This is a genomic window from Streptomyces sp. R28 (assembly GCF_041052385.1).
In the GTDB taxonomy this organism is placed as follows: Bacteria; Actinomycetota; Actinomycetes; order Streptomycetales; family Streptomycetaceae; genus Streptomyces.
This window is the reverse complement of record NZ_CP163439.1, coordinates 3,170,904-3,195,507: the sequence shown is the minus strand read 5'-3', so window position 1 is coordinate 3,195,507 and position 24,604 is coordinate 3,170,904. Positions and strand designations below refer to the sequence as shown.

General features: G+C 70.9%; 20 protein-coding genes, 1 other RNA gene and 1 pseudogene. 13 read left to right on the top strand and 9 right to left on the bottom strand.

The genetic code is table 11. The annotated features are described in order from the left end of the window. Nucleotides 1-120 precede the first annotated feature (120 nt). A complete protein-coding gene (locus AB5J49_RS14025) occupies nucleotides 121-1,419 on the bottom strand; it encodes a sensor histidine kinase (RefSeq protein WP_369168963.1) in 1,299 nt (432 codons plus the stop codon). Nucleotides 1,420-1,747: 328 nt separating this feature from the next. On the opposite strand from AB5J49_RS14025, the gene AB5J49_RS14020 reads away from it, so the two are divergent. The 3 genes from AB5J49_RS14020 (at nucleotide 1,748) to AB5J49_RS14010 (ending at nucleotide 4,763) form a co-directional block, all read left to right on the top strand. Beyond that, on the top strand, nucleotides 1,748-2,605 hold the full coding sequence (locus AB5J49_RS14020; RefSeq protein ID WP_369168962.1) for a MaoC/PaaZ C-terminal domain-containing protein: 858 nt from the start codon (nucleotides 1,748-1,750) through the stop codon (nucleotides 2,603-2,605). Nucleotides 2,606-2,732: 127 nt separating this feature from the next. Next, on the top strand, nucleotides 2,733-3,809 hold the full coding sequence (locus AB5J49_RS14015; protein WP_369168961.1) for a Zn-dependent alcohol dehydrogenase: 1,077 nt from the start codon (nucleotides 2,733-2,735) through the stop codon (nucleotides 3,807-3,809). 15 nt (nucleotides 3,810-3,824) lie between these two features. Next, the gene (locus AB5J49_RS14010; RefSeq protein WP_369168960.1) at nucleotides 3,825-4,763 is read left to right on the top strand and encodes a 3-oxoacyl-ACP reductase; all 939 of its coding nucleotides are present in this window, start codon (nucleotides 3,825-3,827) and stop codon (nucleotides 4,761-4,763) included. Between the two features lie 62 nt (nucleotides 4,764-4,825). Here the strand turns inward: AB5J49_RS14010 and AB5J49_RS14005 are convergent, their stop codons facing one another. Both AB5J49_RS14005 and AB5J49_RS14000 read right to left on the bottom strand, forming a co-directional pair. After that, nucleotides 4,826-4,987: a hypothetical protein gene (locus AB5J49_RS14005; RefSeq protein WP_369168959.1), complete on the bottom strand. Its 162-nt coding sequence runs from the start codon at nucleotides 4,985-4,987 to the stop codon at nucleotides 4,826-4,828. 95 nt (nucleotides 4,988-5,082) lie between these two features. Next, nucleotides 5,083-6,237 (bottom strand): hypothetical protein, encoded by a 1,155-nt coding sequence (locus AB5J49_RS14000; RefSeq protein WP_369168958.1) that lies wholly within the window; start codon nucleotides 6,235-6,237, stop codon nucleotides 5,083-5,085. A 278-nt stretch (nucleotides 6,238-6,515) separates the two neighbouring features. Here AB5J49_RS14000 and AB5J49_RS13995 point away from each other — a divergent pair, with 278 nt between their 5' ends. The 3 genes from AB5J49_RS13995 (at nucleotide 6,516) to AB5J49_RS13985 (ending at nucleotide 9,428) form a co-directional block, all read left to right on the top strand. Continuing rightward, complete coding sequence (locus tag AB5J49_RS13995; protein WP_369168957.1) at nucleotides 6,516-7,370, top strand: Nif3-like dinuclear metal center hexameric protein; 855 nt, start codon at nucleotides 6,516-6,518, stop codon at nucleotides 7,368-7,370. After that, nucleotides 7,367-8,110 (top strand): zinc ribbon domain-containing protein, encoded by a 744-nt coding sequence (locus AB5J49_RS13990; protein WP_369175127.1) that lies wholly within the window; start codon nucleotides 7,367-7,369, stop codon nucleotides 8,108-8,110. Before AB5J49_RS13995 ends, AB5J49_RS13990 begins: the two co-directional genes overlap by 4 nt. Before the next feature lie 88 nt (nucleotides 8,111-8,198). Then, complete coding sequence (locus AB5J49_RS13985; RefSeq protein ID WP_369168956.1) at nucleotides 8,199-9,428, top strand: bifunctional RNase H/acid phosphatase; 1,230 nt, start codon at nucleotides 8,199-8,201, stop codon at nucleotides 9,426-9,428. Here the strand turns inward: AB5J49_RS13985 and eda are convergent. Both eda and yaaA read right to left on the bottom strand, forming a co-directional pair. Next, a complete protein-coding gene (gene eda / locus AB5J49_RS13980) occupies nucleotides 9,411-10,073 on the bottom strand; it encodes a bifunctional 4-hydroxy-2-oxoglutarate aldolase/2-dehydro-3-deoxy-phosphogluconate aldolase (protein ID WP_369168955.1) in 663 nt (220 codons plus the stop codon). The genes AB5J49_RS13985 and eda overlap by 18 nt on opposite strands. A 75-nt stretch (nucleotides 10,074-10,148) precedes the next feature. Beyond that, nucleotides 10,149-10,931, bottom strand: coding sequence for a peroxide stress protein YaaA (gene yaaA / locus AB5J49_RS13975; RefSeq protein WP_369168954.1), 783 nt, complete (start codon nucleotides 10,929-10,931; stop codon nucleotides 10,149-10,151). Between the two features lie 73 nt (nucleotides 10,932-11,004). Here yaaA and AB5J49_RS13970 point away from each other — a divergent pair, with 73 nt between their 5' ends. Further along, complete coding sequence (locus AB5J49_RS13970) at nucleotides 11,005-12,495, top strand: RNB domain-containing ribonuclease (RefSeq protein WP_369168953.1); 1,491 nt, start codon at nucleotides 11,005-11,007, stop codon at nucleotides 12,493-12,495. Here AB5J49_RS13970 and AB5J49_RS13965 read toward each other — a convergent pair. Together AB5J49_RS13965 and AB5J49_RS13960 are read right to left on the bottom strand one after the other, a co-directional pair. Further along, nucleotides 12,434-13,051 carry a hypothetical protein gene (locus tag AB5J49_RS13965; RefSeq protein ID WP_369168952.1) on the bottom strand — a complete coding sequence of 206 codons (618 nt, stop codon included), beginning with the start codon at nucleotides 13,049-13,051 and terminating at the stop codon, nucleotides 12,434-12,436. The genes AB5J49_RS13970 and AB5J49_RS13965 overlap by 62 nt on opposite strands. Continuing rightward, a complete protein-coding gene (locus AB5J49_RS13960; protein WP_369168951.1) occupies nucleotides 13,051-13,812 on the bottom strand; it encodes a MerR family transcriptional regulator in 762 nt (253 codons plus the stop codon). Before AB5J49_RS13960 ends, AB5J49_RS13965 begins: the two co-directional genes overlap by 1 nt. A gap of 113 nt (nucleotides 13,813-13,925) precedes the next feature. On the opposite strand from AB5J49_RS13960, the gene AB5J49_RS13955 reads away from it, so the two are divergent. The 5 genes and pseudogenes from AB5J49_RS13955 to AB5J49_RS13935 all read left to right on the top strand — a co-directional run bounded on the left by AB5J49_RS13955 (nucleotide 13,926) and on the right by AB5J49_RS13935 (nucleotide 19,035). Continuing rightward, a complete protein-coding gene (locus AB5J49_RS13955) occupies nucleotides 13,926-14,501 on the top strand; it encodes a Uma2 family endonuclease (RefSeq protein ID WP_369168950.1) in 576 nt (191 codons plus the stop codon). Between the two features lie 42 nt (nucleotides 14,502-14,543). After that, on the top strand, nucleotides 14,544-15,368 hold the full coding sequence (locus tag AB5J49_RS13950; protein ID WP_369168949.1) for an AraC family transcriptional regulator: 825 nt from the start codon (nucleotides 14,544-14,546) through the stop codon (nucleotides 15,366-15,368). 19 nt (nucleotides 15,369-15,387) lie between these two features. After that, nucleotides 15,388-16,215, top strand: a pseudogene (locus AB5J49_RS13945) (DMT family transporter); the annotation flags it as partial. Nucleotides 16,216-16,270: 55 nt separating this feature from the next. Continuing rightward, nucleotides 16,271-16,684: RNase P RNA component class A (rnpB, locus tag AB5J49_RS13940), an RNA gene on the top strand. A gap of 836 nt (nucleotides 16,685-17,520) precedes the next feature. Then, entirely contained in the window at nucleotides 17,521-19,035 is a 1,515-nt protein-coding gene (locus tag AB5J49_RS13935; protein ID WP_369168948.1) for a hypothetical protein, read from the top strand. A 342-nt stretch (nucleotides 19,036-19,377) separates the two neighbouring features. On the opposite strand, the gene AB5J49_RS13930 is transcribed toward AB5J49_RS13935, so the two are convergent. Beyond that, nucleotides 19,378-22,419, bottom strand: a complete 3,042-nt coding sequence (locus AB5J49_RS13930; protein WP_369168947.1) for a DUF3962 domain-containing protein — start codon at nucleotides 22,417-22,419, stop codon at nucleotides 19,378-19,380. Between the two features lie 80 nt (nucleotides 22,420-22,499). Continuing rightward, a complete protein-coding gene (locus tag AB5J49_RS13925) occupies nucleotides 22,500-23,171 on the bottom strand; it encodes a hypothetical protein (protein ID WP_369168946.1) in 672 nt (223 codons plus the stop codon). Between AB5J49_RS13925 and AB5J49_RS13920 the strand changes: the two genes are divergently transcribed. Further along, on the top strand, nucleotides 23,152-24,306 hold the full coding sequence (locus tag AB5J49_RS13920) for a DUF1998 domain-containing protein (RefSeq protein WP_369168945.1): 1,155 nt from the start codon (nucleotides 23,152-23,154) through the stop codon (nucleotides 24,304-24,306). The two genes, AB5J49_RS13925 and AB5J49_RS13920, sit on opposite strands and share 20 nt — an antisense overlap. Nucleotides 24,307-24,604 lie beyond the last annotated feature (298 nt).

Below are 24,604 nucleotides of genomic sequence, written 5' to 3'. Positions count from 1 at the left end.
ATGCGCCTGGCGGGAGCGGGAGCGGGAGCGGGAGGGGAGGGGCGGGGCGGGGCCGGGGGCTGCGCGACTACGGGAAGCAGGCTTGGACGCGCGGTACCGGCCGCGCTCACGTCGGACTCGTTACCGGGCTCGCCCGCCCTCCGGCAGAACCTCCGCCTCCGGCAGAACCTCCGCCTCCGGTGAACCCTGGGACCGGCGTCGGACCGTCTGCGCCGGCTCGCGGGGCTCGGCCGCCCTAGCCGAGTCCGTCGTGTCCACCGGCAGCTCGGCCGTCACCAGGAAGCCGCCCCGGCGTCCCGGGCCCGCCTGCAGGGAGCCGCCCGCTGCTGCGAGGCGTTCCGTCAGCCCCTGGAGGCCGGTGCCGCCGATGCCGCCGATGCCGTCGGCGGGGCGGGCGGTGGACGTACCGTCGCCGGTACCGTCGTCGCAGACGCGCAGGCGCACGCGTTCCGGTGTGCCCGCCACCGTGATCTCGCACCGCGCGGCCCCGCTGTGGCGTACCGCGTTGGTGACGGCCTCGCGGACGACCCAGCTCAGCAGGGGCTCGGTGTGCGCGGGGAGGGGTGGGCCGGATCGGTGGACGACGGGCTCGATGCCGGCGGCCTCCAGCACGGAACGGGCGCGGTCCAGTTCCGTCGCCAGGCTGCCGTTGCGATAGCCCGTCACCGCCTCGCGGATCTCCGTGAGGGCCTGCCGGCCGACGGACTCGATGTCGGCGACCTGGGCCAACGCGGCATCCACATCGCGGGACGCGAGCCGCCGCGCCGCCTCCGACTTCACCACGATCACCGAGAGGGTGTGGCCGAGCAGGTCGTGCAGATCCCGGGAGAAGCGCAGGCGTTCCTCCTCGACCGCGCGGCGCGCCAACTCCTCGCGGGCGGCGCGCAGTTCCCGTACCGCCTCGGACAGGGACAGGATCGCCGCCGTCACCATCGTGGAGATCCAGGTGGCGTACGCGGTGTCGATGCCGCCCCAGCCGTCCCGTACGACGGCCGCCACCGCGCACAGCACGGTCACCACCGCCCCGGCCACGCGCAGGTGCGGCATGCGGACGACCGCGCCCGTCGCGAGGCCGAGCAGCGGGAAGAACAGCAGCCAGGTGCCGCCGTAACCCATGCCCAGGCCGCAGGTCACCAACGTCATCAGGACCAGTGCCAGCCGCGTCGAGGCCGCCTCCCGCTTCTCCTTCACGAAGGAGCGGAACGCGATGTAGACGTAGAGCGAGTTGAAGGTCAGCAGGCCCAGGCCGCCGATCCACGGGTTGGGCGTCTCGCCCCGGAAGAGGTTGGAGAAGGCGCCCATGCCCATCAGCAGCCAGGGCAGCAGGGAGTAGCCGGTGGGCTGGGGATCGGGTGTGTCGGGGAGCTTGCCGGCCTCCAGTGGGGTCGGTCGGCACGACGCCTTGCGTATCCAGGACATGTTCCGTCCCCCGTTCGTCGGTTTCGTGCCCGTGCCGGGGCGGCCGGCGAGGGCGATGACTCGGACACAGGAGACGCTACGGACCGAAGCCGCCGTACGGCAGGTGCGCTTGTCCGCGATCCGGCGGGACAAATGTCACGGCGTGCGATCCGGTGAACGCGGATCTGATGGGACGTCAGGAGCCTTCACAAGTGCGGGGCGCTCGGCTATACAGGGGGCGCCGGACTGGAACGCGTTCTAGAACGGCCCGTGACGACCTCGGTGCGGCCGACGGTGCGGACGGCCGTACCGAGGTCTCCGATCCCAAGAGCGAGCCTTCAGGAGCCCCATGCCCATCGACGCGGCCAAGGCCGTCGCAGCAGAGCCCCGGACGGGCGAGATCGCCTGGACCTCCAAGGACGTGCAGCTCTACCACCTCGGTGTCGGAGCGGGCATCCCGGCGACCGACCCCGATGAGCTGCGCTACACCCTCGAGTCCCGCCTGCACGTCCTGCCGAGCTTCGCCACCGTCGCCGGCTCCGGCTCGCCCGGAGTGATCAGCGGCCTGTCCATGCCCGGTGTCGAGGTCGACCTCGCCAAGGTCCTGCACGGCGGCCAGTCGCTGACCCTCCACCGCCCCATCCCGGTGCAGGGCACCGCGACCGCCACCGGCCGGATCGCCGCCGTCTACGACAAGGGCAAGGCCGCCGTCCTCGTCATGCGCACCGAAGTCGCCGACGCCGACGGCCCGTTGTGGACCAACGACGCCCAGATCTTCGTACGGGGCGAAGGGGGCTGGGGAGGAGACCGGGGGCCCTCCGGGCGGCTCGAACCGCCCGCCGGTGAGCCCGACCGGGTCGTCGAGCGGTCCGTCCGCGAGGACCAGGCCCTGCTGTACCGCCTCTCCGGCGACTGGAACCCCCTGCACGCCGACCCCGAGTTCGCCAAGGTCGCCGGGTTCGAGCGGCCCATCCTGCATGGGCTGTGCACCTACGGCATCACGCTCAAGGCGGTCGTGGACACACTGCTCGGCGGGGACGTGACCCGGGTGCGGTCGTACGTCACCCGGTTCGCCGGGGTCGTGTATCCGGGGGAGACCCTGCGCATCCGCATGTGGCGGCAGGAGGGCGCCGTCCGTGTGGCCGTGAGCGCGGTCGAGCGGGACGACGCGCCCGTCCTTGCCGACACCATCGTTGAACACGCCTGATGGCGACTACGCGTGACACCGCACACGCCTGACGCCGCACACGCCTGACGCCGCACACGCCTGACGCCGCACACGCCTGACGCCGCACACGCCTGAGTCCAGAACGCCGTACGAGGGGAGCCGCACCATGCGAGCAGCCGTACTGCACGAGATCGGTCAGGACAAGCTCGAGGTCCTCGACGACGTCGAGGCGGTGGGCTTCGGGCCCGGAAAGGTGAGGGTCCGGGTGCGGGCGACCGGGCTGTGCCACTCGGACCTGTCCGCGATGTCGGGCGTGCTTCCGCAGCCGGGGCCGTTCGTGCCCGGTCACGAGGGCGCGGGCGAGATCGTCGAAGTCGGGGAAGGCGTGCGCACCCTGAAGCCCGGCGACCGGGTCGTCGTCTGCTGGCTCCCCGCCTGCGGAGCCTGCCCCGCCTGCAAGCGCGGCCAGACCGAGCTGTGCCTGGCCGGGTTCATGAACGCCGGCACCCCCAACTTCAGGCGCCCCGCCGGGGACGTCTTCGGCTTCGCCGGCACCGGCACCTTCGCCGAGGAGGTCGTCGTCGACGCCGGATGCGCGGTGCCGATCCCCGACGACGTGCCCTTCGACATCGCCGCCCTCATCGGCTGCGGGGTGACCACGGGACTCGGCGCCGCCCTCAACACCGCCGACGTGGAGGCCGGTTCGTCGGTCGCCGTCATCGGCTGCGGAGGCGTCGGCATCTCCGCGATCCAGGGCGCCCGGCTCAAGGGGGCCGCCGAGATCGTCGCCGTCGACCCGGTCGCCTCGCGCCGTGACTCCGCGCTGAAGTTCGGCGCCACGAAGGCGGTCTCCCCGGACGAGCTGGCCGACGCCAAGCAACAGGTCACCGGCGGCGAGGGCTTCGACTACGTCTTCGAGGTCGTCGGCAAGTCGGCCACCGCCCGCACGGCCTACGAGAACACCCGGCGCGGCGGCACGCTCGTCGTCGTCGGCGCGGGCGCCATGGACGACTTCCTGCAGCTCAACATGTTCGAGCTGTTCTTCGACGAGAAGCGGATCCTGCCGTCCATGTACGGCGGAGGGGACGTCCTGCGCTCCTACGAGCGGACGATCGCGCTCTGGCGCTCGGGCCGGATCGACCTCGCCGGCCTGATCACCCACCGCGTGCCGCTCGCCGACATCAACGAGGCCCTGGACCAGATGCGGACAGGCGCGGCGCTGCGTACGTGCATCGAGATCTGACGTCGAAGGGGTCGTATGTCACTGCCACTTGAGGGACTGTCCGCGATCGTCACCGGCGCCGGGCGCGGCCTCGGCCGGGCCGAGGCGCTGGAACTCGCCCGGCTCGGCGCCGCCGTCGTCGTCAACGACTACGGACAGCCCGGCCGGGACGGCTCGGGCGCGGCCTCCACCGGGCCCGCCGAGGAGGTCGCCGCCGAGATCCGTGCGACGGGCGGCAAGGCACTCGCACACACCGGGGACGTCGCCGACTTCCAACAGGCTGGAGCGCTGGTCGAGTTGGCGATCGCCGAGTTCGGCAAGCTGGACATCCTGGTCAACAACGCGGGCATCCTGCGCGACCGCATGGTCTTCTCCATGGCCGAGGAGGAGTGGGACTCGGTGATCCGGGTCCACCTCAAGGGCCACTTCAACACCATCCGCTTCGCCGCCGCACACTGGCGCGAGCGCTCCAAGGCGGCGGGCGGGCCGGTGTACGGGCGGGTCGTGAACACCTCCTCGGAGGCGTTCCTCGCAGGCTCCGCCGGACAGCCCAACTACGCGGCGGCCAAGGGCGGAATCGTCGGACTCACCACCTCCACCGCCCTCGCGCTCGCCAAGTACGGCGTGACGGCGAACGCCATCTGCCCGCGCGCCCGTACCCGGATGACCGAGGACGTCTTCGCGGGCCTCGGCCGGCCGGACAACGGCCTGGACCCGCTCGCCCCCGAGCACGTCGCCCCGCTCGTCGGCTACTTGGCCGCGCCGGCGGCCGCCCGGATCAACGGCCAGCTGCTCGTCGTACACGGCGGCATGGTGGCGATCGTCGAACGGCCGCGGGTCGCCGCGAAGTTCGACAGCAAGCAGGAGACGTTCACGTACGACGAGCTGGACGCCGTACTCGGTCCGCACTACGCCGACCGGCCGCAAGGCGAGACCTTCGGGGCGGTGGAAGTGCTGGGCCTGAAAAGGACGTAGAAGTAGAAAAGGCAACGGCCCCGCCCCTCGTGGTGAAGGGCGGGGCCGTGCGGCGCGCGGCGTCAGGCCGCCGTCTCGGTCTCCTCGACCTTGCGGTGACGGCCGCGGGGAGCCGTCTCGCTGTCGTGGGCCGAGACAGGGCCCCGGTGCCTGCCGTGGCCGGATGCCTTCTGAACGTCGTGAACGTCGGCCGGCCCCGGCTGGGTCGTGCTGGCGTTGCTCATCGGAAAACTCACCCCGTCAACATGATCTTTCTTACAGCCGGGCGAGTTTAACCAGACGACCACGGGCCGAATCCAGACGGCCACGCCAACCGCCACTACTTCGTTACAAGACCGCCCAACGGCGCTTGCTGCAACGGCACGGGACGGCGCGCGACCGGACTCGGAGGCTCCTTTTCCACCGGCACGGACGACCTCGACTCCGGTTCCGCTTCCGGTCTTTCCTCCGGTGACGGCACCCCCACGCGGGCGACCCCGCACCGTACCTCCCGCGTGGAATACGGCAGTTGCAGCACCCCGTCCCGCGTCCACAGCCCGGCCCCCGCCAACCACCCCTCGGGTGCCGGAAGATGACGTACCTGCCGTTCGGCGGGCCGCCACACACCCACCCAACTTCCGACCGGCCCGTCGATGCGCAGCGCCACCTGGCAGCTCTCCGGCGTCAGCACCTGCCCCGGCTGGATCGCGAACGGCGTCACCGCGCAGTCGGGCACCCGCAGACACTCCGGGAAGCGCACCGGCAGCGTGCTGCCCAGTACCCCCCAGCCCAACCGTTCCTGCCCCGGCGAGGGAGCGTCCGAGCGGATCAGCAGCAGTCCGCTGTCCGGGTCGGCGAGCAGCAACCGGTCGTCGCTGTCGTCCGCGATCTGCAGCAGCGGCGACACCTCGCCGCCCCGCTCCAGATCGACCACGACGGCCTTCGTACGGCCCCCGGACTCCCGGTCGAGCGCCAGTATCCGCCCGCCCCGGTCCAGCCACACCCCGCCCGAGCAGCGCCCCGGGATCTCGGCGAGGTGCTCGGGCCCGAAGGCACCCCCCGCCACCAGCCACACCGCGCTGGAACGCCGGCCCACCGCGAGGGCGTACGCCTTGTCGCCGCCCGGCGCCGGGGGCAGCATCCGCAGCCGGGTCCCCTCGTCCGGGCACTGGACGGCGCCCAGCAGCAGTTCGCCGGTGCCGGGTCCGGTCGGATACAGCAGCGAGAAGATGTGCCGTCCGTCGGTGGGGCGGCGGATGAGGACCCGGCCGTCGCCCATGGGCTGCACCTCGGTGCCGGGCTCCTCCGGCTGGTGGGCGGGCAGCGGCACGGCGTACGGCTCGGGACCGTCGAGGGTCCAGCGCTCCGGGAACCAGCAGTCGCCGTCCAGCGCGAGGCGGGCGGCGTAGGAACCGTCCGCCGTGATGGTGCATACCGCCTGAGGCACTTCGTCGTCCTCATGCTCCGCCGCGGGCTCGATCGCACAGGCCGTCATGGTCCGGTCACCTCCAGTGACGAAGCTAGTTTTCGCACGCACGGGCGTGGGATCGGCGGGGTTCCCCTTTCACACAAAGGGATGGCCGAGGAACGATTCGCCTGAGGAAACGGGGGTGTCTGTGCTGGGCGGGGCGGGTAAGCGCAGTCGGTGACGGCGGCGTAACTCTTGCGAAGATCACCGCAACCACTAATTGAGGAACCACGACGGCGAGCAACCACCTCCGCGAGAGCGGCGCCGGTTTAGGCGCACAGAGGTGCCCAGGTAGCCTTTCCTACGTGCCCCGTCTGTCTGAAGTCATCGCCGCGCTGGAGAACCTGTGGCCCTCCGAGCGGGCCGAGTCCTGGGACGCGGTCGGCACCGTCGTGGGCGACCCCAACCAGGAGGTCTCCCGGGTCCTGTTCGCCGTCGACCCGGTCCAGGAGATCGTGGACGAGGCGGTGAAGCTGGGCGCCGACCTGCTGGTCACCCACCACCCGCTCTACCTTCGCGGTACGACGACGGTCGCGGCCTCCACCTTCAAGGGGCGGGTCGTCCACACGCTGATCAAGAACGACATCGCGCTGCACGTCGCGCACACCAACGCGGACACCGCGGACCCGGGAGTCAGCGACGCGCTGGCCGGTGCGCTGGACCTGCGTGTCGTACGACCGCTGGTGCCCGACGCGACCGATCCGGAGGGCCGCCGGGGCCTCGGCCGTGTCTGCGAGCTCGATCACCCCCTCACCGTCCGCGAACTGGCCGCCCGCGCCGCCGAGCGGCTGCCCGCCACCGCGCAGGGCATCCGCGTGGCCGGCGACCCGGAGGCCGCGATCCGCACGATCGCCGTCAGCGGCGGCTCCGGCGACAGCCTCTTCGACCAGGTACGCGCCGCCGGCGTGGACGCCTTCCTCACCGCGGACCTCCGCCACCACCCGGCGTCCGAGGCCGTGGCCCACAGTCCTCTCGCGCTGCTCGACGCGGCGCACTGGGCCACCGAGTGGCCCTGGTGCGAGCTGGCCGCCGCCCAGCTCGACGAGATCTCCGACCGCAACGGATGGGACCTGCGCGTCCACGTCTCGAAGACGGTCACCGACCCCTGGACCGCCCACGCGGCGTCCACCATCACGGACACATCTGGAGCCCCCAACTGAACGCCGAGCCCGCCGACCAGATCCGCCTCCTCGACGTCCAGGCCCTCGACGTCCGCCTCCAGCAGCTCGCGCACAAGCGGAAGTCGCTGCCGGAGCACGCCGAGATCGAGACGCTGACCAAGGACCACACGCAGCTGCGCGACCTGCTCGTGGCCGCGCAGACCGAGGAGAGCGACTGCGCCCGCGAGCAGACCAAGGCCGAGCAGGACGTGGACCAGGTGCGCCAGCGCGCCGCCCGCGACCAGCAGCGCCTGGACTCCGGCGCCATCAGCTCCCCCAAGGACCTGGAGAACCTCCAGCACGAGATCGTCTCCCTCGCCAAGCGGCAGGGCGACCTGGAGGACATCGTCCTGGAGGTCATGGAGCGCCGCGAGTCCGCGCAGGAGCGGGTCGCCGAGCTGACCGAGCGGGTCGGTGCCGTCCAGGGGAAGGTCGACGACGCGACCGCCCGCCGGGACGCCGCGTTCGAGGAGATCGACGGCGAGGTGGCGGCGGTGACGAAGGAGCGCGAGGTCATCGCGGCCGCCGTGCCGGCCGACCTCCTCAAGCTCTACGACAAGCTGCGCGGGCAGCAGGGCGGCATCGGCGCGGCCAAGCTGTACCAGCGCACCTGCCAGGGCTGCCGCCAGGAGCTCGCCATCACCGAGCTGAGCGAGATCCGCGCGGCGGCTCGGGACACGGTGGTGCGGTGCGAGAACTGCCGCCGGATCCTGGTGCGTACGGCCGAGTCGGGTCTGTAAGGCGCCTGGTACCGAGGGCTTGGGTTGAGGGACTGACGGTCTGAGGGACTGAGGGTCTGAGGGACTGAAGGGCTAAGGGGTTCTGGTCGTGCGGGAGTTCATCGTCGAGGCCGACGGCGGTTCACGGGGCAACCCGGGGCCCGCGGGCTACGGTGCCGTGGTCGTCGACGCGACCACGGGCCAGACGCTGGCCGAGGCCGCCGAGTACATCGGCGTCGCCACGAACAACGTCGCCGAGTACCGGGGCCTGGTCGCCGGCCTGCGCGCCGCGCACGAGCTGGACCCGACGGCCAAGGTCCACGTCCGTATGGACTCCAAGCTGGTCATCGAGCAGATGTCGGGCCGCTGGAAGATCAAGCACCCCGACATGAAGCCGCTGGCGTTCGAGGCGGCACGGGTCCTGCCGGCGACGCAGGTGACGTACGAGTGGATCCCCCGGGAGCAGAACAAGCACGCGGACCGGCTGGCCAACGAGGCGATGGACGCGGGGAAGCGGGGCGAGCAGTGGTCGGCGGCGGCTTCGGTGGCGGAGCTGGAGGCGGCTGACGCGAAGGCTGCGAGGGCTGCGAGGACCGCGAGGGCTGGTGGGGCCGATGGGGCCGCGATGACCGAGGTGACCGCGGCGGAGGCCGATGTCAGGGCCGCGCGCACCGTGGCCACGGCCTCCTCCGGCTGGGCTCCCGCCGACATGGGGGCGCCCGCCACCTTCGTGCTCCTCCGGCACGGCGAGACCCCTCTCACCCCCCAGAAGCGGTTCTCCGGCAGTGGCGGTACGGACCCGTCCCTCTCCGACGTCGGCCGGGAGCAGGCCGAGCGCGTAGGCGCCGCTCTCGCCCGGCGCGGCACCATCCAGGCCATCGTGGCGTCGCCGCTCGCCCGTACCCGGGAGACCGCCGGCATCGTCGCCGCCCGCCTCGGTCTCGACGTGACCGTCGACGACGGCCTGCGCGAGACCGACTTCGGCGCCTGGGAGGGGCTCACCTTCGGCGAGGTCCGCGAGCGCCACCCGGACGACCTCACCGCCTGGCTGGCCGACCCGGAAGCCCGCCCCACCGGCGACGGCGAGAGCTTCGCGGCGACCGCCACCCGCATCGCCGCCACCCGCGACAAGCTGATCGCCGCGTACACGGGCCGCACTGTCCTCCTCGTCACGCACGTCACCCCGATCAAGACGTTCGTACGCCTCGCCCTGGGCGCGCCGCCCGAGTCCCTGTTCCGCATGGAACTCTCGGCGGCCTCCCTCTCGGCGGTGGCGTACTACGCCGACGGCAACGCGAGCGTACGGCTCTTCAACGACACGTCACACCTGCGCGCCTGAACCCTGGGCGCTGTCGGCCCGCAGCCCCGCCGCCTCCCGCGCCAGCGCCTCGACCCGCTCCCAGTCCCGCGCCGCCACCGCGTCCGCCGGAAGCATCCAACTCCCGCCCACGCACCCGACGTTGGGCAGCGCGAGATATCCGGGGGCCGACGCCGGGCCGATCCCGCCCGTCGGGCAGAACCGGGCCTGCGGCAACGGCCCGTACAACGACTTGAGATACGCCGTACCGCCCGCGGCCTCGGCCGGGAAGAACTTCATCTCCCGCACCCCGCGCTCCAGCAGCGCCACCACCTCGGACGTGGTCGACACCCCCGGCAGACACGGCACCCCCGACGCACGCATGGCGGCCAGGAGTGCGTCCGTCCAGCCGGGACTGACCAGGAAGCGGGCCCCGGCCGCGACCGACTCCCGCACCTGCTCCGGCGTGATCACGGTGCCGGCCCCGACCGCCGCGTCCGGCACCGCGTCGGCGATCGCCCGGATCGCCTCCAGTCCGGCCGGCGTCCGCAACGTCACCTCGATCGCGGGCAGCCCGCCCGCGACCAGGGCCCGGGCCAGGGGTACGGCGTCGGAGGGGTCGTCGACCACGACGACGGGCACGACGGGCGCGAGATCCAGCACGGAGGCAGGCAGGGGAGAGGACATGGCCTCATCCTGCCGACGTCAAGCACGGTGCGCAAAGGTCATTGCGTATGTTGCAACGCAGGCTTGTGGGGTTCGCTAGTGGATCTCCGCCACCAGCACATCCAGCGACCACGCCTTCCCGGCCTTCGCGGGCGCCTCGACCTCCACCTCGTACCCGAGGTCCCGCAGCGCCTCGACCAGCTCGGCCGGCCCACCGGGAGCCGCCCCCGCCGTCAGCAGACTCCGTACGATCCGCCCCTTCGTCGCCTTGTTGAAGTGGCTGACGACCTTCCGCGTCGGCGCGTGCAGCACCCGTACCGTCGCCGTCCGCGAGGCCACCTCGCCCTTCGGCTTCCACGCCGCCGCGTACGCCGACGACCGCAGATCCAGCACCAGCCCGTCCCCGGCAGCCTCGGGCAGCACCTGCGCCATCGGCGCCCGCCAGTACGTGCCGAGCGCGCCGAGGGCGGGCAGCTTCACGCCCATCGAGCAGCGGTAGGAGGGGATGCGGTCGTTGACGCGCACCGCACCCCAGAGCCCCGAGAACACGAGCAGCGAGCGAGCCGCCCGCCGCTTCGCCGCCGTGTCCAGCGACGCCAGGTCGAGGGCGTCGTACAGCACCCCGGTGTAGATCTCCCCGGCGGGCCGCGCCCCGGCCGTGCGCAGCTCGGCGTTCTTGCCGACCTCGCCCCGCAGCCCCTCACTCAGCCCGAGTACGTCCCGCGCCTTGCCCTCGTCGCCGCCGCACAGCTCGACCAGCTCGCTCAGCACGGCTTCCCGGGCCTCGCTCAGCCCCGGCAAGGACAACGACTCCAGCTTCAGCGGCGCACCCCGACCGGACGAGGCCTTGCCTTCGGAAGGCGGCAGCAGGACAAGCACACGTACTCCTTCACTCGAACTCCGCCACAGCGTACGGCGTGCCACTCGGCGACCCTCGCCCTACGCTCGACTCATGCCCCGCCGCCACATCCGAGTGACCGGCGCCCCCGAGGCCCCCCTCCGGGCCGCCCTCACCACGCTGCGTACCGAACTAGGCCTCTTCGGGACCTTCCCCGCCGAGGTGCTGGCGGAGGCCGAGCGGACCGCGAACGCCCCCGCGCTCCCGTCGTACGACGCCACCGACGTTCCCTTCTTCACCATCGACCCGCCCACCTCCACCGACCTCGACCAGGCGATGCACCTGTCCCGGCAGGGCACCGGCTACCGCGTCCGGTACGCCATCGCGGACGTCGCCGCCTTCGTCGTACCGTCGGGCCCGCTCGACCGCGAAGCCCACCGGCGGGTGACCACCCTCTACTTCCCGGACGAGCGGATCCCGCTGCACCCCCAGCTGCTGAGCGAGGGCGCGGCGAGCCTGCTCCCGGATCAGGTTCGACCGGCCGTCCTGTGGACGATCGACCTCGACGCGGAGGGCCGTACGCTCGCCGTCGACGTCCGCCGCGCCCTGGTCCGCAGCCGGGCCAAGCTCGACTACGACGGCGTACAGAAGCAGATCGACGGTGGAACCGCCGAGGAGCCGCTGGCGCTGCTGAAGGAGATCGGGGAGCTGCGGGAGCGGCTGGAGGTGGAGCGGGGCGGGATCTCACTCAACGTGCCCGAGCAGGAGATCGTCGAGCGCGCCCCCGACCACGACCCCGACCGTGCCCCCGACGGCGATCGGATGTACGAGCTCGCCTACCGCGCACCACACCCCGCCGACGGCTGGAACGCCCAGATCTCCCTGCTGACCGGGATGGCCGCCGCCGACCTGATGCTGGCGAGCGGCACCGGCGTCCTGCGCACCCTCCCCGCCGCCCCCGACGGCGCGGTGGGCCGCCTGCGCCGTACCGCCCACGCCCTGCACATCGACTGGCCGCACCACGTCTCGTACGCCGGACTCGTCCGCTCCCTCGACCCGCACCGCCCACCCCACGCGGCCTTCCTCCAGGAGTGCACGACCCTGTTGCGCGGCGCCGGATACACGGTCTTCCGGAGCGGTGCCCTGCCCGACATCACCACGCACTCCGCAGTGGCCGCCCCCTACGCCCACTGCACGGCCCCACTGCGCCGCCTCGCCGACCGGTACGCCGCCGAGATCTGCCTGGCCGCTGTCGCCGGTCAGGCGGTGCCCGACTGGGTGGTGGCCGCCCTCGACGAGCTGCCCGCCCGCATGGCCGAGGGTTCGCGGCGGGCGGGCACGGTGGAGCGGGAGTGCGTCGACCTCGTGGAGGCGGCGCTGCTGAAGGACCGGGTGGGGGAGGTGTTCGACGGCTGGGTGGTGGACGTGGACGAGCGTCGACCCGCCGTCGGAGTGGTGCAGTTGGAGTCCCCGGCGGTGATCGGCAGGATCGAGGCCGCGGACGGAGAACAGCTGCCGCTGGGGGAGCGGCTCAGAGCCCGCCTCACCCAGGCTGATCCGGCAGTGGCGACGGGAGCGCCGAAGGTCCGCTTCGCGCCAGTGTGATTGCCTTTACGAGGCTGTCGGCGTCGTCGGCGTGGAAGCGGACGAGGCGGACGTCCCGGCGACGGCCGAGGAAGGTGAAGTGAGCGACGGGCTCGGTGAGTTGGAGCGTCATGGAGGTCTGCGCCCCGATGGCGACATCGAGCTCGCCCTCGGCCCGCTCATGGGTGGTGCGCAACTCGCGCCGCACGCTTTCGACCTTCTCCAACGGTATGCGCAGATCGACGTGCGCGGCCCGCCGGATGCGCAGGGAGCCGGCGTCGAGCACATGCGGTCGTACGACGGAGGCGGCGTGCATCCCGACGACCAGCACGATGGTGTACACGTCCAGCATGAACACCACCCGGTGCACGGCCGGATAGTCCCGCAGCAGCACGGCCATGGTGATCGACTCCACGACGCACACGAACGCGAACCCGAACATCACCGGCCCCTGCCCGCGCGCGTACCCGAAGGCGGTACCACCGTCGCGGGTCCCGTGGCGCCGCCGGGTCACCCACAGCGCGAGGCTGACGAGCAGCCGCAGCTCGTGCCGGGCGAGGACGAGCCCGGTCCGCATCACGGCTCACTCCCTTCCACGAGCATCCGCAGGGTTCGGCGGATGGCCTCCGCCTGCGCCGGGGCGAAGTCGGCGTAGAAGGCGCGCAGGAAACTGTTGTCGGGGTCGACCTCCAGCGGCTCCGGGAACAGGTCGCGGGGCAGGCAGTCGGCGAGGGCACGGGCCGCCTCGTCCACGCGCGGATCGCCGGGGTCGGCGTCGGCGAGTTCGTCGAGCAGGGCGTAGGCGGCAAGGGCCCGTTCCTGCCCACCCGGCCGGGCGAGCGCACCCTCCAACGCACCCAGGAGCTGCTCCCGCCCCTCGGGACCCGCCGTGGTCTCGATCAACGCGAGCATCTCGCGGTCCTTGGCGGCCATGGGCGAGTCGGCGACGACATGCGCCATGTCCTCGAACAGCGCGGCCAGTTGGGGCGACACGGGCCCTTCGGCGGGCAGCCCGCCCTCCGTCTCCAGCAGCGCCCGCAGCCGCGCCCGCCGCTCCCGGATGGCGGCCTCCTGCCGGGCAAGATCCTCATCGAGCTCGGTGAGCACCTCCACGAGATCCTTCCCGGCATCCTCGGCGAGTACGTCCCGCACCTCCGCGAGCGCCAGCCCCAACTCGGTCAGCCGCCGGATCCGCGCCAGCACGACGGCATGCCGCAGCGTGTAGTCCCGATACCCGTTCGGGCGCCGCTCCGGCTCGGGCAGCAGCCCCTGATGGTGGTAGTGCCGCACGGTCCGCGTGGTGACGCCGACGGCGGCGGCGAGTTCTCCGATCCGCATGGGACCAGTACAGACGTTGACGTCGCGGCAGGGTCAAGCGGACGGCTCCGGCGCACTCTCGTACAGGTGACCCGCCGCTGTTCAGCTCCGCCGAGCTGCTGGAGGGGCGTTCCATGTGCGCCATGGCACAGGATCCGATCACGCAGAAGCTCCTGCTGGACTGGTTCGTCGACATGGACACCCCGGAGGGGCTCCGCGTGGAGCTGATCGAGGGGGAAGTCGTCGTGACCCCGATGCCGGACGGGCATCACGAGCACTGCATCAGCCGCATCGTGGAGCAGGTGCATCGGCGATCTCACACCGACATGCAGTTCTCCGGGCACAAGGGGCTGAAGCTGAAGCATGCGGAGGGCTACCCACAGGACCACGTGATCCCGGACGGCACGTTCGCTCCCGAGGAGCTGAGGCTCAACCGGGGGGCCGATCCCTGGATGCCGTGTGAAGGAGCCGCCATGGTGCTGGAGGTCACGTCCTCGACACCACAGACCGACCGCGAGATCAAGCGCCGCTGTTACGCCCGCGGCGGCATCCCGCTCTACCTGCTCGTCGACCGAGAGACCGCGTGGATCACGCTGTTCAGCGACCCGGAGTCGGGCGACTACCAAGAGCTCCGCGCCGTGGCCTTCGGTAAACCGATCGTTCTGCCCCAGCCTTTCGCCTTCGACCTGGACACGGCGGACTTTCTCTGAGGCTCCCCGTGTTGCACTGCCAGCAGGCAAAGGGGGTGCGAAGTGGGTGAACAGGCGCTGTGGACCAGGGCGCGGCTCGGCCGGGACGGCCCTCCGCTCGACTTGCTGACGGCCCGCTTCAACCGGCACGTGTACGCCCCGCACGCCCATGACGAGTTCACGATCGGCGTCTGCGTCGGCGGCAGCGAGATCATCGACTACCGGGGTGGCCGCATACGCCCCAGCCCCGGCTCCATCGTCGTACTGGCACCGGGCGAGATGCACACAGGCGGACCGGCCGCGTCCGAGGGCTACGCCTACCGAGCCCTGTACGCCAAGACGTCCCTACTGACCGACGGCACCCTAGGCTCCGGCACCCCGCACTTCCGCAACCCCCTCCTCGACGACCCCGACCTGGCCGCCGCCCTACGCCGCACACACACAGAACTGGCCGCCTGCCCCGACCCGTTGGAGGCAGAGTCCCGCATTCCGTGGCTGCTCACGGCCCTGGCCCGCCGCCACTCCACGGCCCGCGCGGCGAGCGACACGGTCACGGGAGCCGGCCACATCGCGCGGACGGTCCGAGACCGCCTGGCCGACGAACTCACCGCCCCACCCTCCCTCGCGGCCCTGGCCACGGACCTCGGCCTCTCCCGCTACCAGCTGCTGCGCGCCTTCCGTACGACGATGGGGATACCGCCGTACGCCTGGCTGGCCCAGTACCGGGTGAACCGGGCGCGCGGTCTGCTGGAGTCCGGTCTGCGCCCGGCCGATGTCGCCCCGCTGGTCGGCTTCGCGGACCAGGCGCACCTCACCCGCTGGTTCCGCCGGGTGCTGGGAGTGACCCCGGCGGCGTACCGCAACAGCGTTCAAGACGGCGGAGTGTGAGGGGGCCGAAACTCGCCGCATGACTGCACGCGGCTGGTTTCTGTTCGCCCTGATGGGCGTGGTCTGGGGCATCCCGTATTTGATAATCAAGGTGGCGGTGGAGGCGGTCTCCCCGTCGGTCGTGGTGTTCACGCGATGCGCACTGGGCGCCGCGCTGCTGCTGCCGTTCGCGATCCGCCAGGGCGGCCTGATCCGGACGGTACGACGGCACTGGCGCCCCCTGCTGGCCTTCGCCTGCATAGAGATCATCGGCCCCTGGTGGACCCTGACCGACGCCGAACGCCACCTGTCCAGCTCGACGGCCGGCCTGCTGATCGCGGGCGTACCGATAGTCGGCGTCGCCCTGGCCCGCTTCTTCGGCGCCACGGAGCACCTGGGCATCCGCCGACTGACCGGCCTCACCCTGGGCCTGGCCGGCGTAGCGACCCTCACGGTCCCGCACCTGACGGGCGGCGACGCCCGCTCGCTGGCGGAGGTCCTGCTGACGGTACTCGGCTACGCGACAGCCCCGCTGATCGCAGCACGGTGGCTCAGGAACGTACCGTCCCTCCAGCTCACGGCAGCTTGCCTGACGCTGGCAGCGCTGGTGTACGCCCCCGCGGCGGCGCTGACCCGGCCGGTTTCGGTCCCCTCGGCCGAGGTCCTGACGGCCCTGGCCGCCCTGGGCGCGATCTGCACGGCGGTCGCCTTCGTGGCCTTCCTGGAGCTGATCAAGGAGGTGGGCCCGACGCGGGCGACGGTCTTCACGTACGTCAATCCGGCGGTCGCGGTGGCGGCGGGAGCCCTGTTCCTGGACGAGCCCCTGACGGCCGGGGTGCTCGCCGCGTTCGCCCTGATCCTCACGGGATCGGTACTGGCGACCGCCGCCCCCCGCAGGCCGGTAACATGGTCGACACGGCAGACGAGCCGGGCGGGCGGCCGCGTGAAGTCCCTCAGGGGGCTTCCCGAGGAACGTCCGGGCTCCACAGGGCAGGGTGGTGGCTAACGGCCACCCGGGGTGACCCGCGGGACAGTGCCACAGAAAGCAAACCGCCGGGGACCGTATCCGTACGGGCCTCGGTAAGGGTGAAACGGTGGTGTAAGAGACCACCAGTGCCCAGGGTGACCTGGGCAGCTAGGTAAACCCCACCCGGAGCAAGGTCAAAAGGGGCCGCTGTAAAAGGTGGCCCTGCGCGGACGTTCGAGGGCTGCCCGCCCGAGTCCGCGGGTAGACCGCAGGAGGCCGGCGGCAACGCCGGTCCTAGATGGATGGCCGTCTCCCCGGCCGCCGCGAGGCGACCGGGTGACAGAACCCGGCGTACAGCCCGACTCGTCTGCTTTTATGGCCCTGACCTGGGGTTTTCCCTGGGGCAGGGCCGTTCTTCGTTGGGCGGGGGTTCCCGCTTCTACCTGCGGGTTCCCGGGAGTTCCCGCGTGATTGTGCAACGGTTGTGAAATGGGGGAGCGGCCGGCGGGGCGTGACTTGGCTCGTCAGGCGGGGTGCCGAGCGAGCGGTGGCAGGTTCGAATTCCTGGCGGCGGACCCAGAACATGGGAGCAGGGAAGGAGTCGGTCGGGGGCGGGCAGCTGGTGATCCAGACGGTCGTCCGGTTGAGTCGGTAGGCCGATGACGCTTGGCCGCGGGTCCGGGTCCTGGGCGGGAGCCGCAATCAAGAGCTGTTCTTGATTTAGCCCGGTGACCTGCGGAGATTCGGTTATCGGTTTCAAACTCGAGGAACGGCATCGCGCTCCGGTTGCGCCCGAAGGGCATCTGCCGCAGTTGGTGCCAGTTCTGGACTGACAGCATGCGGAGCCCGTCACCCGGCTCCGCATGCTATTTCGTCAGGCCGTGTTGGGAGTCCGGAAGTTCATATCACCCACTCGTGGCACGTGAAAGTAGGCGTCCGCGCCATCTCAACCTCGCGGTCATGATGACGGTCTGCGCCGACAAGGTGCTGCTTCCCTGCTCGGCCCTCGCCCAGACTGTGCTTGGTCACCGGCTTCCGGCCGGGGCGAAGTGGCACCGGTCGTGCGACGCTCGGTACGACTAGGGGCAGGCTTCCTGCCCGCCGGTGCGCCGTCGTGCCTGGCTGCTTGCCTTCGTGTTCCGCTTGTAGCGCTCATCTGGGGCTCAGAGATTTTCAGCGGCCCGCCTGGACAGGAACGGATGCGTAGTGGAGTACATACCGGGCAAGCAGGACCAGTTGGTCCGAGTTGAGGCTGAACTCGTGGGCCGACACGAGGACTTGAAGCGGAGTGAGAGGTGTTTCGGGCGGCAGCCGTGGACCGTCGTGCGGCGCCCGGACAGTGCCGACTTTCCGCCGGAGGATGACCGGGAGCACAAGGGAAGCTTCGTTCTTGAGTTACACGTTCCTGATGGACCGGCTCGCCGGGCTGCGCGCATAGCGGCGAATACCGTTCAAGACGTGGCCGACCGGGACGGACTACCGCTGACCGTTGAATCGGTCGATCCGCTCAGGCGTCATCACCGGCACCGTCCCGTGTGGTACGAGTACGCGCCCCGCACCAGCGGCAGGACCTGGTTGCGGACGGCGCTCGCGAACCGGGCGCGAGACGTCGGAGCCCATGACACGGGACGGCTTGTGTTCGGTGACCGCCAAACGGCCGTACGCCGGTTTTCCGAGAGCAACGTGCGCGCCCCCTACCGGCGTTCTGCCGAGCGGCACGGCAGCAGCCGTCAGCCGACCACGGCCGAGGTCGCGCGTGCCCGCGTCGTAGGCACGGTTGCGTTGTACGTGGCGGTCCTGTGCGGTGTCTGGACCCTGACGTCGGGCCCGTCGTGGTTGATTCCGGTGCCCTTGCTCGTCACCGTCGCGGCGGCCCTGTTCACCTATCGGGAGGCCAGGAACCTGGACACACCCAGGACCGCGGCCCGTGTGGTGATCGTCATGATGGGCGCCGGGTTCCTTGCTGGGTTGGTGGCCGCTCTCGGATGGACTCCCGAGGGAGTGAGAGACGTGGTCTTCGGCGGTGGCGCGATCCTCTTCACCGGCCAGGGCCTGCGTCTCCTGCTCCGCTCCTGGAGCGGCAGACGTGTCCTGCTGACCTTGCTGCTTGCCCTGGTGCCGGTGGTGCCGCCCTGGATTCTCGGGATGGGCACGGTGGGCCACGCCTTCTACGCGGCACGGTTCGGCGTCCAGTCCGAGGATGTCGAGATCCCCGACGCGCTCCGGGTCTTGGCTGCGTTCCACGCCCTTGGGATCATGCTCCTTGTCGTTCTGGCGGCCATGGCGTGCTGGGGATACGTCCGCCACTGCTACCCCTGGCTGCTCGACCGCGGGTTCGCACTGATCCTGGCAGGGGCCGTGATGTCGGCCGCGGGCGTGGTCTGGCTGTCGGCCATCGCAGACCCGGCCGTTGATGCCGCTGAGAAGGCGCAGGACGCGTGGGCCGACCACCGCGTGCCCGCCGCGTATTGGGGGATCAAGGCCGGTCCGGTCTGCGTCACTCCCGTAGTACCCATCGACGAGCTGCCGGCGGACGGTGGCGTCCTGCGACCGGACAGGATCTATGCCTCTTTCGGCAGCGTGGATGGTTGGATGACGCTCTGGGATCCCCGCGCGAAGGACGACTTCTCGGTAGCGGCCGACAAGGTGCGCGTGGTTTCGGCCGGTCCCGGCGAGCCTGGCGACGAGATACCCGGCTCGTGCGAGAGACCTCACCGGTGACCTTTCGCCCTGTTGGTTGCGACGCGCCCGGCCTGCCCCGAGCTCAGGAGAGGCCGAGTCGGGGACGTGCCCCCAGTTAGGATCTTGGTCGCTTTCGGCCTGGGTGAGTTCCCGCTGCCAGTCATCGAACTGCTGGCGCGACGCGGCGGCTGCTCTGGTATCGAGGCCGTGGGCGGCGAACGGCGAGTGCACTGCGACGGCCTGCCGTGGCCGGGCGGGGGACCCAGAGCGCGGGAGCGAGGCGCCGATCATCGGCTCGCCCGGGCTGGCTGCATGGAGGGGCTGTCTTTGGTCTCTCAGACAGGTTCTGGGGATACCGGTGTGCATGTGTCGATCCCGTCCTCAGCCGTGGGCCGTCTCGGCCTCGTCGCCCGGCGTCGTGGACAGTCCGGCCGCGTCGGCGAGGTCTGGGTCCTCCATGCTCTGGTCTCCAGCGGGTGTGTCCGACTCCTCGTTCGATGTCCGGTCACTGTCGGCGAGCGTCGGGAGGACATATGCCTGGGCCAGTCCCGCCAGGTGGAGTGGGAGCGGGAGAGACAGGGCAGCGGCGTAGTCCGGGGCCTGGCGGAGCTGGTGCATGGCGAGGGCCAGCGCCTCGGCGTCGTCGGGCTTTTCCAGTACGGGCGCAGCTGGGTCGTCATCCTCGTGGCAGCCCAATACCGCGATCTCCACCAGGGTCGGGTTCCAGGCGCTGGTGCCCGCCTGCGAGGTGAGGTTGCCTGCTGCGTTGACCCGGGTGGCAAGGCGGTCGAGTGCGGGGGAGATCGCATGGGTTCCGGGGCGTTCGGTGGTGCTGTAGAAGACCCGCTCGTGCGACGATGCTCCATTCTGCTGCTGGGGATCCTGCACCCAGAACCCGGCTGGCTGTCCGTGGGGCTTGCCCGGAGCGGCCAAGCCCCACCACTGGGCGCTCTCGCGGCCGTCGCACCCGCGCACGCGTACGAGGCGGAGTTCGTCGTCGAGTCGGCCTGCCGGGGCGTGGCCGGTCTTGATCAGGTCGCGTTCGGTCTGGCCGTCCTGGAGCCATGGCCAGTGCAGTCGGCTGTTCTGAGCATGGGTGATCAGTGCGGTGGGCTGTCCTCGGAGGGAGGGCAGCACGCGTTGGAGGAATGCTGCCGTCTCCTTGCGCTGTTGGGCGAGGTTACTGCGCCACTGCTTGGCGGTGACTCGCGGTGCATCGGGACGTGCGTCATCGTCTGGAGTCTCTGGTTCCGTAAACGCTTCGGGGTCGATCTCCGCCTGTTTCACCAGACCGAGGAGGAACTGCGGGTAGGGCACCCATTCCCCTGCGGTGTCATCCCAGCCGCGTACGGCTGCAAGGCCTTCCCCGGCCGGGAAAGGGGTGACGAGGACGGCCACAGGTAGGTGCTTGGGCAACCGGGTCGGGCCGTCCTTGCGACGTTTCACCATCCACACCGCTGCGTATTGCAGCGAGTTCGGAAGATCGTCACCGAGGGTGTGCTGGGGCAAGACGCGGACGCCCAGCTGGCGCAGTCCATCGAGCCACGAGCTGTACGTGCGGTGGTCGAGGCTTTCCGCATTGTCGATCTGCCGGTCGGTGGACGGTGTGACGACGAACTGCGTCAGCAGGCCCGCGTCGGCGCACCCGAGGCGGATGGCGAACTTGGGGTCCGTCGACGCCGGGCGGAACGTGCTGCGGTGTGCGACTTCCACCAAGGCGAGTTCGGGGCGGGAGGGATTCGCGCCGTCCGCGCGGAGCCAGGCGCGCAGGGCGCGGCGCCGATCGACGACGGCAGCCGCGAGCGCTGCGCCTTTGCCCTTGATACCCGGGTCGGGTACGAGCCGGTCGCCCAGTCCGTCGGCGAGGGGCAGGCAGCGCAGCCGGAGTGTGACCTCCGCCGTCCGCCATTCGAGGATGACTGGTGCTCCGGGTGTGGCTTCGTCGAACTCCCGGTCCGTGAAGTGGGCAGCACTGGCGCCGCCGTCGCCGTCGAGGCCCAGGGCCTTGGCGAACTGTTCCACTGCCTCTCTGCGTACCTCGGGCGACTGCCACAGCAGCCGGGCCTCCACCACGGGCAGGTCGGCCTGTTCTGGACCGTGGGAGGCGATCCGGGCCTGCGCCGCGAGTGCCACGCGCCGTGCCTGGGTCTCGCGCAGCAGCTCGGCTTTCTTGGCCTCGTCGGTCCTGGGCTTAGGCCGCCGGTTCTCCGGGGCGCCGATGCCCTTGCCGCGTCCGCGTGTGAGGTCGGGTACCCGGATCAGTGTTTCAGGGAGGGCCTGCTCGGCCCATTCGGTGAGCTGGGCCCGCTGGTTGGGCATGAAGCCGGTGCCGATCTCGTGCTTGCCCATCCTGGTGCTGTGGACCACGGCGGCGCGGACGCCGCGTCCCTCGCCGATCCAGGAGACCGGTTCGGTGAGGAGTTGTTCGGGGTCTGGGAAGTTGCCGGCGAGGCTGAGTCCGCGCAGGATGCCGGCGGTGTCGTTCTCCGCCCAGACGAAGGTGTCGGCGGCCCGGTCGCGGCGCAGGCGGGCGAGTGCGTAGCGTTCGGTGGCCGGTGCGCCGGGCAGCCAGGGGATGGTGGGTCGCAGGTAGACGGTAGTGGCCTCCCGGTAGGGCAGGTTGAGGCGTTTGGTGGTGGTCCGAGGGTGGGTCGCCCAGCGGCGTACACCCCAGTGCAAGTGGAGGCGCGGCCTGGGGTCGAACGGCGTGGTGTGCAGGGAGATGTTCAGGAGGACGGAGAACCACCACTCCTTGCGTTTGACCGTCCGGCACAGAGGCTGCGACATGAGTTCCGCGCCCTGGTCGCGAGGTCCGCGGGGCAGGGCCCGGAACCGCAGCTCTCCGCCCTCGAACGGGAAGGGGTCGAGGGTCAGGATGCGGCGTGCCAGGGCGTCGGTGGCGAGTTGGAACTGGCGCGGTTCCGGGGCGGCGGTGCCGCCCCGGGTGGCCGGGGTTGTGAGGAGTTCGACGCCGGTGACCGGCTGCCACTCGGGCAGGTTCTGCTTCAGCTCGGCGCTGCTCGCGAGCAACAGCGAGCGGAACCGGGGATCCTGTGGGGCGTCCTTGGGACCGAGGGTACGCAGCCAGGCGTCGAGGAGTTGCTGCATGGAACGGCCCGGGAGGGGGTCGGGCGCCGAGGCCGGTACATACATCCAGAAGTCCTCGGGGGCCTGCGGCCCCGGTTCCACGGGGATCCGCGGCCGGGGGCGGACGATCACGTCGGGGGCGAGGGTCTGGAGCACGCCGTCGAGTCGGCGGGTGGGCAGGGTCGGCTGCTGCTTTTCCTCGTCCCGCCCGTGGTTGTGTAGCTCGAGGAGTCCGGCACGCCAGTGTTCGGGGAAGGGGAGCGCGCGGAAGTCCTCGGTCCAGGGGGTGCCCTCCTCGGCCAGGTGGTACGCGGATCGGTGGATGTTCTTGTACATGGTTCTCCCTGCGATGTCCGTACGTGGGCGGGTGCGCGTTGCCCGTCAACAGTGGTGTCCTGGGCGGTGGTTCACTTGCTTCAGTCGACCGTTCGCGAGCCGGGTGACACCCCAATGGCGCACAGCGCTTCGTACAGCGGGCGGTAGAGCAGTTTTACGAGTTCGGCGTCGGCGGGGTCGGTGCGCGCGGTGTACGCGGCGGTGTCGGTCTGGGCGAAGTACGGCGCCAGAATGTCCCGCAGCCGGACGAGCAGCCCCGGGTCGCCGGCGCGGCGTGGACGCCGGCCCTGGCCGGTGAAGGGGGCTTGTGCTGCCGCGAGTTGCGGTGCGAAGGCCGCGTCGACGAACACGACGCGGGCGGGCACGCCACCGCGGACGAGGCGCCCGATGACCTGCCAGATGGTGACGAGCTGGTCCCAGACGAAGGACTTCTTCTCATCATCGGGGAGCGAGGAGTAGATGTAGGGCCGTGACAGTACGTGTCGCCACACGCCGCGTGCGGTGGTCCTGAAAGCGCTGCCTGCCGCGTCCAGGTCACCGGCCTTGGTGACCATGTCGCTGAACGTCCCTTCGTCCAGCTTCAGTTGCCCGCGTACGAACCGCGTCGCCCAGTCGTTGATGGCGAAGACCGCCAGGGAGAGGTCGTCGGGGCGGGGGTGCGGGCGGACCAGGAAGAAGACCGTCCCGAACGCCGCCACTTTCTCCTCGCCGGGCCGTTGGGGGGCGGTGAGGATGTTGTGTCCTCGCTCCACGTACGAGAAGGTCATCCGCAACCTCACCCAGCGCGAACTCCTTGGAGTCCTCGCCAACCGCAACGTGCTGCCCAAGTACGGCTTCCCCGTGGACACCGTCGAACTGCGCATCCCCCAGGAGGGCGGCGCCGTCTCGGGGCAACTCGAACTCACCCGTGACCTGAGCGCCGCCGTCCACGAGTACGCCCCGGGGGCCGAAATCGTGGCGGGCGGCCACCTGTGGGCGTCTGCCGGTGTCTACCGGCTGCCGGACCGCGAACTGGTCAGCCGCCACTACGCCGTGTGCGCGGCCTGCGGCCGCTACCGGGAGGCCACCGAACCCGTGGACCCCGTCTGCGCCGCCTGCGGCACGCAGTCCGCGGCCGCGCAACGCCGGTACGTCGAGCCAATCTACGGTTTCGTCGCCGCGCGCGGACCACAGCGCCGCCCGGGGCAGACCCCGCCACGACGGTCCTGGTACGGCGACGTTCACATGTCCACCGACACCGCCGACCTCCAGGAAGGCGCGACTACCTTCGTCTCCGGCCACACCACGCTCTGGTCGGCGGGCACCCGGGGAGAGATGGTGGTCGTCTCCGAGGGACCGGCCGGCGCCGGCTACCAGGTCTGTGACTGGTGCGGCTGGGGTCGCCCGCACGCTCAGGCCGGGCCTCTGCGCGGCGGCCACCCGCACCTGCTGAAAGACACCCAGTGCACGGGCCCCCTCCGTGTCGTCTCCCTTGCTCACCGATACCAGACCGACTTCCTCCAGATCCATCTGGACCCGCTCACAGCCTTGACCGCCACCGCGGCCCGTCTGCGCTCCGGCCTGTACGCACTGCTCGAAGGAGCTGCCGAGCACCTGGAGATCAGCCGCGACGACATCGACGGCACGGTGCACACGGGCACCGACGGCATGCCGTCCCTGCTGCTCTTCGACACCACTCCGGGTGGCGCAGGCAACGCCGTGTCCATGGGCAAGCAGCTCGAACCAGTTGCCTCTGCCGCGCTTGTTCGGGTGGCAGCCTGCGAGTGCGGCCCGGAGAGCAGCTGCTACGCGTGTCTGCGTAACTTCCGCAACGAGCGCTTCCACGAGCTGCTGAGCCGCCGTGAGGCCATCGCGCTGCTCAATGCCCTAACTGGCAGCGCGAGCTGACCGGGGTGAGGAGACAAAAGAACAAAATGTCAGTTGCTGGAGCTTTGGACATCGGTGCCCTCGACGCCGGTCCGCTCGGCTGCGTCGGGCCTGGAGCGGCGCAAGGCTCGTGCAAAGGCAGACCTGTTGTCGAAACCCGCACAAGCCGACAGCGTTGGGCTCACGCCTCACTTGCGTTAAGAACTTGCGAGGTGAACGCTCCAGAGGGAACCGAAGATTTACCCGGTCGGAGCAGCCACCGCTCGGGCATCGTGTGCGGCTGTACGTCTTGCGTCACCTGTGGCAAGAGCTTCCTCCC